This is a genomic window from Mucilaginibacter sp. 22184 (assembly GCF_052045695.1).
Taxonomy (GTDB): domain Bacteria; phylum Bacteroidota; class Bacteroidia; order Sphingobacteriales; family Sphingobacteriaceae; genus Mucilaginibacter.
Map to the genome: position 1 here is coordinate 260150 of NZ_JBQEPI010000004.1, position 12566 is coordinate 272715.

Here is a 12566-nt window from a genome sequence, read left to right on the forward strand (position 1 = left end):
ATTTTAATCAGCCTGCCTAATTATTTAACTTTATAAATTAAAAGCAGAAACGATGTACACTAAAAAAATAGAGGAGGATCTGAATTGCGGGCTCCGCATTGGTTTTAAAATATTTGGTGGAAAGTGGAAAATGTGCATTCTTGACGCCATCAACAACGGCTTTACCCGCCCTGCAGAAATTTACAGAAGCATGCCCGACGCTACATTAAGGGTTATAGAAATGCAGCTGGCAGAATTGCTGTATTTTGGTGTTGTTGATAAATATTCGGAAGATGTGTATCCCAAGAAAACCGAATACCGGCTTACCAATCTTGGCAAAAGCATCCTCCCTATTTTATCCCAAATTGACAAATGGGGAACAGAGCACTCGGCATTCGTAAAAGAAAGGCTTCAGGAATTAGATGAGGTACAATAATAATATATTGAGGAAGCAGCAGCTGCATAATTTGATCAGGCAAATTTGTGGGCTGATTTAATAACAAATTACCGGCAAACACACTTAACGCGCTGAAACAAGTAACTCGCCGATTTTTACAATACCTGGAACCCGTGCATAAAAAGCCGGAAATTGAGCATCTCCACATAAAAAGATCAGGTAAGTAGGTGTTTTGCAACCTACTGTCCTCATAGATTTTACCTATTCATTATAGAATTAATCGATTGTGATTGTTGAATTCAATATCCTAATTTTATAATATATAAACTTATAAACATGGAAAACGAATCAAATGACATCAGTAAATGCCCGTTTCATAATGGCAGCATGAAGAATAATGCAGGTGGCGGCGGTACCCGGAACCATAATTGGTGGCCCAACCAGTTAAAACTAAATATCCTGCGCCAGCATTCTTCATTGTCGAACCCCAATGGTGATGATTTTAATTATGCCGAAGCTTTCAAAAGCCTCGATCTGGAAGCCGTAAAAAAAGATCTTCATGCCCTCATGACCGACTCGCAGGACTGGTGGCCAGCCGATTTTGGTCATTACGGTGGTTTGTTTATCCGTATGGCATGGCACAGCGCCGGAACTTACAGGGTAGGCGACGGCCGCGGAGGCGCAGGTGCTGGCTTACAACGCTTTGCTCCATTAAACAGCTGGCCAGATAACGTAAGTTTGGATAAAGCCCGCAGATTGCTTTGGCCCATCAAACAAAAATATGGCCGTAAAATTTCATGGGCCGATCTATTGATACTGACCGGCAACATAGCCCTGGAATCAATGGGTTTTAAAACTTTTGGTTTTGCTGGCGGTCGTGAAGATGCCTGGGAAGCAGATGAATCTGTATACTGGGGCTCTGAAACTACCTGGCTGGGTGGCGATCTGCGCTACGCGCATGGCTCGCCAGGCGTAAAAGAAGGTCATGGTGTACTGGTATCTGATGATGATGCCGATGGCGACATCCACTCCCGCAACCTCGAAAAACCGCTTGCAGCAGTACAAATGGGATTGATCTATGTAAATCCGGAAGGTCCTGATGGTAATCCTGATCCGGTTGCTTCGGCAAAAGATATCCGCGATACGTTTGGTCGTATGGCGATGAATGACGAAGAAACTGTCGCGCTGATAGCCGGTGGCCACAGCTTCGGTAAAACGCATGGAGCTGCCTCTGCCGATAATGTAGGCAAAGAACCCGAAGCCGCGGATATCGAATCACAAGGTTTTGGCTGGAGCAATAGCTACGGTTCTGGTAAAGGCGCCGATGCCATCACCAGCGGACTGGAAGTAATATGGACCACAACGCCAACCAAATGGAGCAATAATTTTTTTGAAAACCTGTTTGGGTTTGAATGGCAATTAACAAAAAGCCCTGCCGGCGCGCACCAATGGGTGGCTAAAGATGCCGAGGCTACTATTCCTGATGCTTATGACAGCTCCAAAAAGCATCGTCCGGCCATGCTGACTACGGATCTTGCCTTAAGGTTTGATCCGGCTTACGAAAAAATATCAAGACGTTTCCTGGAAAATCCAGATCAGTTTGCCGATGCTTTTGCGCGTGCATGGTATAAATTAACACACCGCGATATGGGTCCGCGCGAGCGTTACCTGGGTCCGGATGTGCCACAGGAAGAACTGCTTTGGCAAGATCCTATCCCTGCGGTTGATCACGCCCTGATAACTGATAGCGATGCAGCCGATTTAAAAGCAAAAGTATTGGCATCAGGTTTAAACATATCTGAGTTGGTTTCTACCGCGTGGGCTTCTGCTTCTACCTTCCGTGGTTCTGATAAACGTGGTGGTGCCAATGGTGCACGCATACGCCTTGCGCCGCAAAAATACTGGCAGGTGAACAATCCGTCTCAATTGCAACATGTATTGGGCGTATTGGAAGGCATCCAAAAAGAGTTTAACGCGGGTGGTAAAAAAGTATCACTGGCCGACCTGATTGTACTGGCTGGTAATGCAGGGATCGAAAAAGCGGCTAAAGATGGAGGCCACGCCGTTACCGTTCCGTTTAAAGCTGGTCGTGCGGATGCTTCGCAGGAACAAACCGATGTAGAATCATTCGGTTACCTGGAACCAGCTGCCGATGGTTTCCGCAACTATCGCAAAACAAAAGCGCCCATATCTACCGAAGAATTACTGATAGATAAAGCGCACCTACTTACATTGACCGCGCCTGAGCTAACCGTATTGCTGGGTGGCCTGCGTGTACTGAACATCAATTTTGATGGCTCTAAGCATGGTGTTTTCACCGCTCGCCCGGGTGTACTTACTAACGATTTCTTTGTAAACCTGCTGGATATGGGCACTGCTTGGAAAGCCGCTTCAGCCGACAAGGAATTGTATGAAGGCAGCCACCGTGCAACCGGCGAAATAAAATGGACAGCTACCCGTGCCGACCTGGTATTGGGTTCCAACTCCGAACTAAGAGCCGTTGCCGAGTTATATGCAAGTTCTGATGCTCAGGACAAATTTATAAATGACTTTGTAGCCGCCTGGACTAAAGTAACGAATCTGGATAGATTTTAAGCTGATCCACAGATAGCTTAAAGGGCATCACTTACAACCGGATAAAGTTGTGGGCGATGCCCTTTGTTTTTTAATGTATACCCGGGGCCTTCTTAAAACTACGAATTATCGCCTACCCCGGGGGCCGCGGCGATGTAAACTTCAATGGAAAGCATATTGGCAATGTATTGCGGGTTTTGTGTCTGTTTCATGATATAGTAAGGTGCATTTATGGTGGTTACCGTAAATTGGTCGCCCGGATTCACCGGATTATTGCTTTTGGTGGACTTTACGGCTAAATTCCCGCTTAATATAGTATCACCTCCATTTTTTTCCACAACCTGGAAATTTCCATTGGCGCTTTCAGCGACGCCTCCATTATAGTTAACATATCCGGCAAATTGCTGCGCACCGTATGGAGGAATCTCACTGGTACCTGCATTTATCACCATCTCCATCCCTCCGGTATCCAGTAACATTGGTACGCTTGTTATATTAAAAATAGTTATCGTAATAGTAGCACTACTTGGTGAGGCAGTGTTATTTGTTGTAGTGAACGGATATTTTACCTGTACATCCCAGCCATTTAACTGCCGGTAAAAATCATTAGGGTTAGTGCCATAAGACCAAAGCAGGTTCATCACATCCGGATTGATCACCGCTACCCATTCACTGAAAGTTCCATCGATATTTTCACCGTAAAAGGTAAGTTGATCTTCCTGTAAACCTCTCTCCGGACCTGTAGAGTTGTGCAAATACGCGTTGATGTAAAATGACGGATTGGAAGGGATCAATGTTTGAAAAACTTTGCCCGCGTACCCATCGAGCATTTGGTTGGTCATCACTGGGGTAAGCGAGGCCGGCCAATACAGGGAATCAATGGTGTCTGTATTTTTTATCATATCGTAAACGGCTGTGGTCTTACCCCAATCTGATAATATGGCCATTTCCATTTTGCCCAGCATAGTACCTATGTTTTCAAATAAACTCAGCAGCGATTGTTGCAATTGGAATACGCTCAGTTCATAGTTATAGATATTCTGCAAAACTGCTTGTGTCTTTGAAGTTGGCTGAGCAGAGGGTCTTGCCTGGTAGCAGGTCACCGACGCGGACATGACATTTGCCAAAACGGGAAGTAGATGTTTTAAAAACTTTTCGCCCGCTTTTAGCTCTCCAACTACATCTGGATCACCCACAAGCGCGCCGGCAGCATTTAACGCTGTGTAAAGTACTCCCTCTACTATATCCCAGATAAATTTTTTCTTCTTTTTGGGCGGTGTCACCGGTTGATTTTGACCGTTGGGGAAAGCGCATGCCGTGATCAGCTCAGAAACCAGTAAGGCCTGTGCCTGGCTCAGGGACTGATGCATAATACCGGCCTGTGTAAAAAATTGTTGAATGGCCGTTACACTAATGATTTCCTTATTTAACTGTTCAACCACAGTTTTCCAGTCTTGCGATTGGCTATTTTTTAAAAACAGCATATTAATGACACTCAGATAAGTACCCAGGGGCGCGGCAAGATTTTGATACTGCGCACGTATCCCGCCGGGCAAGCCAAGCGTTTTATTGATTTCGTTGTATACATTGGTTAAGTCTTGCGAACTACTGTCATCAGGTACCGGAAAAGGAACCCGTGGCATAACCAGAACCGTTTGCAGGGCCTGGCCCGGTGAAAAATCCCAAAGTTGCATACTGGCATCGGGCTGGTCAGAAACCGGCTGGGTAGTTAGGGAATAAGTTGTGCCATCGGTGGTTACCGTCAGGGCAAAGCCCGTTTGTTTATTGACCAGCATGCCCGATGGATCAGCCACCCAAAGTTGAAAAGGTTGAGCTCCGGGAGCCCGGAGATAAGCGGTAACATTAGGTCCAAAATCGGGGGTCCAGTCATTTGCGCCTTCAGTAGCTTCCACACTAAGTACAATGTTATCATTTAAGGAGCTCGCTATATAACCCGGATATACAAACTGCCAGGTGGATAGCGCCGCATTGCCGCGTGCCCCAACAACAACATTATAGGAGTTTTTTGTCGCCCCCTCTTCCAATTGCAGGAACAGCCCTGGCTCTTTTTCGGTCCCACCTGTGTTGCGGAAGGTTGTAGGTTGATTATAAGCGGGATTAAATGGCGCCATAAACCAGCATTGCCCAGGTACGTTGCTGGCAGGTGATACCGCCGTTTTTAATGATACAGAAGATATGGTGCCACTATTACCTTGATTCAATTGGGCATATAACGCAAGTTGCTGCCCTACATTTAACAGCACAGCACTCTGGAAATGATACTTTGAATTGTGTATGATAAACATTTTCCAGGTGTCGCCCCATACCCATTGCTGATTGGGGTTGCCGGTTTGTCCGGGCGTTAATGACAATGTACCATCCTGGTTACCCGTCAGGAAAAGCCCTGAGTTTAAGGCGCTGACAATATTTCCATCGAGCGTAAATTGCCAGAGCTGATTTACTGCCGCTTCTCCATTTGCTAATATATTACCACCCAGGGGTGGCGCGGTCTGTACAGTGGCCCAGTCGTTACTTACAGTGAGTAAAAAAGGTATTCTGTTATTTTTCTGTTCTGTGGCTGACTGAATTGTAAACCACTGACCCGACATTTCAGGTTCGTAGTTTACTATCTTCCATGAAGCGTTAGCATTATTTGAACCAGGATAAGTATAGGTTGTTACCTCTCCATTTGCCATTCCGGGATTAGAAGAAGTTGCAGAAATTGAATTTAATACACTCAGGTACTGCACGGTAGTTCCGTTGGCTACCGCAAACATGCCATTGGGCAACAAACACCAGGTCTGCAATACACCGGCATCACCGGCTGCCTGCAGGCTAATGGAATTACCCGTAGTGGGGTCTGCTGATAAAAGCAGTGAAGGGTTCAGTATATTAATCAGGGTACCCTCCGGGGTGAATTGCCATAATTGAGAAAGAGCACCTGGCTGAAGCTGATTGATCTGGACCAGTGTTGACGCTACAGGGCTTGAACCGGCAACAGTAAGTACATACTCGGGACCGGGAGGAGTAGACGACGAACTTTGATTTAGCTCTGTTTGGATATAAAACCATTCCCCAATCGGCGCGCTTTCTAATGGGAAACGGGTCCATTTCTCATTGCTACCCTGGTTAATTTCATACGTGACCACCCAGGCGTTTTCTGAAGCTTTTGCGTTTTTAACAGTTAACACCATTTGGGTGCCAAATTCCTGACTTGATAGTATTAACTGCTCATGGCTCCATGTCCATATTTGTTGCGCCGAAAGTGTAGCGGGAGGAGTGACCACATCAGTCTGAGTACTGGTATCTGTTGCAGATGAGGCATTAGATGTCAGCACCCAGGTTGAATTGCTAAGGGGGGATACAGACCCATCATAATTAAACTGCCATAATTGGTTTGAAGCACCTGGCTGCCATTGTTGTGTACATGCCAGTAACTGATTATTCTGCCAATTTGCAGCCAACATATAGGGTGAAGATCCGCCCGGGGGAGTTCCACTGCATTGTGTCTGAATATAAAACTGGTTAATAGTTTGCTGATATCCGGCCGGGAGAAATTTCCATAATTGTTCTGGCGAGGGCGAATTGTTGAGAGCGGTTAGCGACAGTGTATTGGAAGGGTCGGCTCCTCCCACATAAGGCACCTGGTTACTGGCTGCCGTGATGAGCTGTTGATTTTGATTGTTGGAAATGGTATACCCTCCCGCGTACCAGGTTATCGCCCATTGTTGAGTTTGGTCGGTATCGTCTTTTGTCACAATGCACAGCGTTGATCCCGAAATTCCGATCACCATATTGAATAGAAAAGGATTGACAATAAACCCATCGGGAGTAAGTTGCCATGAGCTATTCCAGTCTGTAGGCCCTGGAGCAAGCGCCCATAAAATCAATGGCGAATCTTGACTGGTGCCACCGTTTGATATATTGATAGCATTTAATGTATATGGCGGACTTGCCGCGGATACAAGACATACCGGAGTACCATAAACCGGCGGTAAGCCATTTTTAACTAAGCCTTCGGCGTCGTTAGATAAATACGCGTTGAGTGTTGACATAAGACTGATGTTGGTTGATTTGAAATTCTTATTAAAAATAAATAAGAATATATTGATATACCATCATCATATATGTATCCATTTTGGTCGTTTTTTTTATGAAAACATATTAAACCAAACTGATTATTAGAAGATTAGGAAGAGAAGCTAAAGTGGATACTATTCACCGTCAATTGAGTTTATTCTCCGTGGTGAAGTGTATAGGGTAAACGCATTTGAACAATGGAGAAATAAAATACAAACTTTTGTGCCCATGTGCATGCTATTACGCATGCACATGGGCAAGTTTTTAAATTAGCCCTTTTTAAAAAATCTGGTTTTAATAAAGGACGTGAACAGGATACCCGCCACACTACAGGTAACCAGAAGATAAACGATCAGGATGTGTTTCGGCATTTGGGTTTATAATTTTCCTAAATGTAACGGGTATGATACAACAGATGCAAGTGTTTTGAAAAATAATCTTTTTACCGGATGGGATAAAAAGTCAGTATAAGGTCATTTTGCCGCCTGTTTTATGTCATTATTCAGCTCTTATCTGTTTAATGGCTAATTCCATATTTTCAATCGCTTTTGTTCTTCCATCATTAAGCATCGCTGTATGCTTATCGGCTATTTGAGATAAGGCCAGGCCAACTATCGCTTTATCATCAGTATTAATTCCAGACAGTACCATTGATGTTATCTTTTCGAACAAAGCTTTCAGGCGTTTTAAAATTTCGCCGCCCTCATTGGTTAGCTTTATTAAACGGGCCCTTTTATCGGCAGGGTCTATCCTTTCACTGATCAGACCCGCTTTGAGCATCCTGTTTAAAATATCTATACCCGTGGTAGGTTCCAGCAAAAGGTTAAAACTTACAATTTCGGTTTTACGAATTTCTCCTCCGGCCGCTATCGCTTCCAAAAGATAATACCAATCCAGTTCAAAGTTGGGTATTTGCCGTAGGGCAAGTTTATAGTAGGCTTTAAGGATGCTATTGGTTTTACCCAACTGTTTAGCCAGTTGCAGATCGGCTCGGCTGTTATCGGGCGCTTGTTTTTTATGTGCCGATAGATAGTTATAGCAAAAGCCTGCTACATCGGCATCCGCATGCTGTTCAGTATATTGTTGCCAGGCGGTAATGAGTTGTACTAAAGGTTGCATGCTCAAATATACAATTAATTACAAAACCATTGTATCTATATCGATTTCGTTTTATAATTGTAAAAAATAAATCAGACATGAAAAATTATATCGTATTATTTAGGGAACCCGATGGCCGTGTGGATGAACATCCGACAGAAGCCATCAAACAACACCAACAAAATTGGGCTGCCTGGTTCGGTCAATGGGGCGCTGCGGGTAAACTGGCTGGCGGCAGTGGGTTAACATTACAGGGCCGTATCATTAAAGAAGATGGCAGCATCATCACAGATATTCACCGGGTAGGCACCGAGATAGTTGGCGGCTACCTGCTGCTCAAGGCCGATGATCTTGATGAGGCAACACAAATTGCTGCCTCCTGCCCTATTTATGAGTTTGGCGGTTATGCCGAAGTACGCGAACTGCAAAATCAATCATAACGCAAGGATAAGGTCCGGTATTAAACTGATTAGAATACAGGGGGCTCCGACGGTGCCAAAAACACTTCATACGATGGCTATAAACAGGGTGTTCCTCCGGAGCTTTGGTAATTTATAGCTCCAGAGGAGTATCCTGTTTATAGATAAACGAGGAAAAATTCATTGGCTCCTTCGGAGCCTCCTGTATTCGTATTGGTTACTTACCGGGACTCGTTTACATTTGTTTTATGGCTTCATCGCCATCTCCCACTTTTTCTTTGAAATGTTTAACTTTGCGCATGCCAACGTCTGAGTTAACCGAAAACGATATTTATAATCACGACACCATCACCAGCGAAGCTGTTCAGTTTAGGGTTGCCGAAATTTGTGCCACCTATTGCAGTCTGAGTTCATACAATCGCCGGAATTTTTATAAGATCACCTTATCCCTGGGTGGTGAAGGGCAGTTATATTATGCCAACAGGGCCATCGAGATCAATAAACCCGCCCTGGTGTTCACCAATCCGCTGGTTCCTTATTCCTGGGAATGTGACCCGGCACAGCACATCGGATATTTTTGCCTTTTTACCGATGAGTTTTTACACCCGGGCAACCGTATGGAAAGCATGGAAGAATCGACCCTGTTTAAACCTGGCGGCGACCCGGTATATTTCCTGGATGAAACGCAGGTACAATATATCCAAAGCATTTTTAAACGCATGTTGCAGGAGTTTGATAGTGAGTACACTTACCGGTACGAGCTACTGCGCAACCACCTCAATCTAATTATTCATGAGGCTATCAAAATGCAACCGGCCATAGCTTATTTTACACCACAGAACGCGGCTTCGCGCATAGCCAACCTGTTTTTGGGCCTGCTCGAGAAACAATTCCCTGTAGAATCGCCCAGGTATATGCTGGCGTTAAAAAAGGCCGGCGATTATGCCGATAGGCTATCGGTACACGTCAATCACCTCAACGCCGCCGTACGCGAAATAACCGGCCGATCCACCACCACGCATATTAACGACAGGATACTGACCGAAGCCAAATCACTGTTAACGCATACCGATTGGAGCGTTGCCGACATCGCGCGCAGCCTGGGCTTTGATTACGCATCCTACTTTAATAACTTTTTTAAAAAACATACCGGACTTACCCCTATGGCTTTGCGCAAAACTCTTTGAAAAGTATAATTATTACTTTGAAACGTTTAACATGCGTTCAGGCCGTCCGTTTTAACTTTGCTTAACGAAAACATAAAAGCAACATTATTATGATACAAGCAAAAGCGTATGCCGCCCAAACGCCGGAAACTGACCTGGCGCCCTGGGATTTTGAACGCCGCGAGGTAGGGCCGCATGATGTACAGATAGAAATACAATATTGCGGTGTATGCCACTCCGACCTGCACCAGATCAAAAACGATTGGTTTCCGGGGATATTCCCGATGGTACCGGGCCACGAAATTGTAGGCAAAATTATTAAAGTAGGTGATCACGTTAAAAAATTCAAAGTAAACGAACTTGCCGGTGTTGGCTGTATGGTTGACTCCTGCCAGGTTTGCGAAAACTGTAAAGACGGCCTGGAGCAATACTGCCTGGAAGGCAACACCCAAACTTACAACAACAAAGATCGTAGCGGCGTGCCTACCTATGGTGGTTATTCCAACACTATTGTAGTACGCGAGGAATTTGTACTGCATATTTCTGATAAACTACCGCTGGCCGCTACAGCACCCCTGCTTTGCGCCGGTATTACTACTTACTCGCCGCTACGTCACTGGAAAGTGGGCAAAGGCCATAAATTGGCCGTATTAGGTTTAGGTGGACTGGGCCACATGGGCGTTAAATTTGGCGCGGCCTTTGGTGCCGAAGTTACCGTACTGAGCACATCACCATCAAAAGAAGCTGAGGCTAAAGCTCTGGGTGCCCACCATTTTGTGGTAACATCCGATCCAGAGCAAGTAAAAGCCGTTAAAGGATCATTTGACTTTATCCTGGATACCGTTTCGGCTGAGCATGATATGGATCTGTACCTGTCGTTATTAAGAACAAACGGTACTATCATTGGTGTAGGTGTACCATCAGAACCCTATTCCATCAGACCATTTTCGTTATTGGCTGGTCGTAAAAGCATGGCTGGTTCCGGTATCGGAGGCATCCCTGAAACTCAGGAAATGCTTGATTTTTGTGCCGAACACAATATCGTTTCTGATATTGAACTGATCGACATCAAGGATATCACCACTGCATACGAGCGCATGCTGAAAGGCGACGTACGTTACCGCTTTGTGATCGATATAGCAACCTTGTAATTAGTGAATTATTGATTTGGTGAATTGGTGAATTTTCATTCAACATCGGCAGGTAAAAATTTTAATTGTTGATTATTGATTAAAAGACATAGCAACACTGTAATTGATTAACTATTGACTAAACTAAAACTAAAACTAAAAGCGCCTTCCGGTTTCCCGGAGGCGCTTTTTTAGTTAGTGAATTTTGCCTGAACCATGATTTACACGATTTTTCACGAGTTAATTTTAATCGGTGTTCAAGAGGGCTCTGCCGTTTAAGGATTACCATGATTTATTGCCAGATCATCCCAACATGTTTGTCATCCTGAGGAACGAAGGATCTATTCTTAAACATGCACATCGTTTAATAGATGCTTCACTCCGTTCAGCATGACAATTTTTTTAATTATTGAATTAGTGATTAAAAAAATCTTCTTCCCCGTCAGCAGATAAGCTTCGGGCGAAAGCGGGCAGAACGATGATGGCCTTGTGCGATCGCAGGGGCATAGCAAGTTTTGCAGAAGAAGTGGAATTGTGTGAGCAAAGCGGGGCAAATAATTGCAGCCCGTGGTTCTGTCCGCATTGCAGGGTAAAGGCAATGAGCGCAAAGAAGCATTTCTGCTGAAGCCTTTTTGGTTACTTTTGTGGCGACATACGGCGAAGCCCTCTTGAGTACCTTAAAAAAAACAAACCACAACGAAAAAAGTAACTGGCCCTCCCGCGGCCAAGAGCGGGTATGCGCCATACAAACCAGCGAGTAGATCCTTCGCTCCACTCAGGATGACAAACCGTTCGTTTCCGTCACCTCCAAAAAAGAAGATTTTCGCATAAACATCTGGTAAAGAATATATTTATATTTGTATTTGTATATCACCCGCTTAAAACTGTAATGAATTACCGTCAGTTATCACCGCCTGACTATCTCAAAAACCACATCCGCTTTTTCTGGACACTGGAAAGCGATGATTCTGCTGTGTTTAGCCGCTCTTTCAGAACCATGGCCGAAGGCTGCCCGGGCTTGATCTTTCAATCGCCGGATAAAGGGCCGATGTACCAGTTTGATAAAAAACTGCCCCATATTTTCATCTACGGACAATCAACCCGCCATGCTGATATCCAGTTCGGCGCTGTTTTTAGTACCATTGGCATCTGCTTTTTTCCTAACGCGCTCAAAGCCATATTCGGGTTTGATGCCTATGAATTGACCGACGATTGTACCTGTCTGGACCTGATAGCCCGCAAAGACGGCTTTTTATTATCAGAACAGCTCCTGGAGACCGATTCGCTCACCGATCGTATAGAAGTATTGAGCGCTTACCTGTTTTTTAAACTTCAAAGAAATACCCGGTATGAAGATGAGGCTATGCAGTTTGCCATAACACGCATAGCACAATCAAAAGGCAATGTTCAGATGAAGGAATTACAGCAGTATCTGCAGCTTTCGGAGCGCAGTTTTGAACGCCGGTTTAAGCAATATGTAGGGATATCGCCCAAATTATATTCCCGGATCTCCCGGTTCCAGGCCGCGCTCAACCAGATCCGCCTTGGCCAGCACAGCCGCCTTACCGATCTGGCTTATGAAAATGACTATGCCGATCAATCGCATTTTATACGTTCGTTTAAGGAGTTTGCCGGCTGCTCACCCCTGCAATACCAAAAGCAATCCATGCAGCAGGTGGAGAATTTTTATGAGAAGGTGCTGTAAGTATCAAGCGTTTTGCAG

Annotated in this window: 8 protein-coding genes; 6 read left to right on the forward strand and 2 right to left on the reverse strand. The window is 44.9% G+C overall.

The window, feature by feature from the left end; all coding sequences use genetic code 11:
* Nucleotides 1-52 precede the first annotated feature (52 nt).
* Together ACTJKG_RS10995 and katG are read left to right on the forward strand one after the other, a co-directional pair.
* Nucleotides 53-415 (forward strand): winged helix-turn-helix transcriptional regulator, encoded by a 363-nt coding sequence (locus ACTJKG_RS10995; protein ID WP_172334687.1) that lies wholly within the window; start codon nt 53-55, stop codon nt 413-415.
* A gap of 297 nt (nt 416-712) precedes the next feature.
* Nucleotides 713-2971 carry a catalase/peroxidase HPI gene (gene katG / locus ACTJKG_RS11000; protein ID WP_440739223.1) on the forward strand — a complete coding sequence of 753 codons (2259 nt, stop codon included), beginning with the start codon at nt 713-715 and terminating at the stop codon, nt 2969-2971.
* A gap of 98 nt (nt 2972-3069) precedes the next feature.
* Here katG and ACTJKG_RS11005 read toward each other — a convergent pair whose 3' ends face one another.
* Nucleotides 3070-7005 (reverse strand): hypothetical protein, encoded by a 3936-nt coding sequence (locus ACTJKG_RS11005; protein ID WP_440739224.1) that lies wholly within the window; start codon nt 7003-7005, stop codon nt 3070-3072.
* A 523-nt stretch (nt 7006-7528) separates the two neighbouring features.
* Nucleotides 7529-8149, reverse strand: coding sequence for a MarR family winged helix-turn-helix transcriptional regulator (locus ACTJKG_RS11010; protein WP_440739225.1), 621 nt, complete (start codon nt 8147-8149; stop codon nt 7529-7531).
* Between the two features lie 77 nt (nt 8150-8226).
* On the opposite strand from ACTJKG_RS11010, the gene ACTJKG_RS11015 reads away from it, so the two are divergent.
* From ACTJKG_RS11015 to ACTJKG_RS11030, 4 genes are all read left to right on the forward strand, one after another.
* Nucleotides 8227-8568 carry a YciI family protein gene (locus ACTJKG_RS11015; RefSeq protein WP_440739226.1) on the forward strand — a complete coding sequence of 114 codons (342 nt, stop codon included), beginning with the start codon at nt 8227-8229 and terminating at the stop codon, nt 8566-8568.
* A gap of 278 nt (nt 8569-8846) precedes the next feature.
* Nucleotides 8847-9734 carry a helix-turn-helix domain-containing protein gene (locus ACTJKG_RS11020; protein WP_440739227.1) on the forward strand — a complete coding sequence of 296 codons (888 nt, stop codon included), beginning with the start codon at nt 8847-8849 and terminating at the stop codon, nt 9732-9734.
* Between the two features lie 89 nt (nt 9735-9823).
* Nucleotides 9824-10864: an NAD(P)-dependent alcohol dehydrogenase gene (locus ACTJKG_RS11025; RefSeq protein ID WP_440739228.1), complete on the forward strand. Its 1041-nt coding sequence runs from the start codon at nt 9824-9826 to the stop codon at nt 10862-10864.
* Between the two features lie 868 nt (nt 10865-11732).
* Nucleotides 11733-12548 carry a DUF6597 domain-containing transcriptional factor gene (locus tag ACTJKG_RS11030; RefSeq protein WP_440739229.1) on the forward strand — a complete coding sequence of 272 codons (816 nt, stop codon included), beginning with the start codon at nt 11733-11735 and terminating at the stop codon, nt 12546-12548.
* Nucleotides 12549-12566 lie beyond the last annotated feature (18 nt).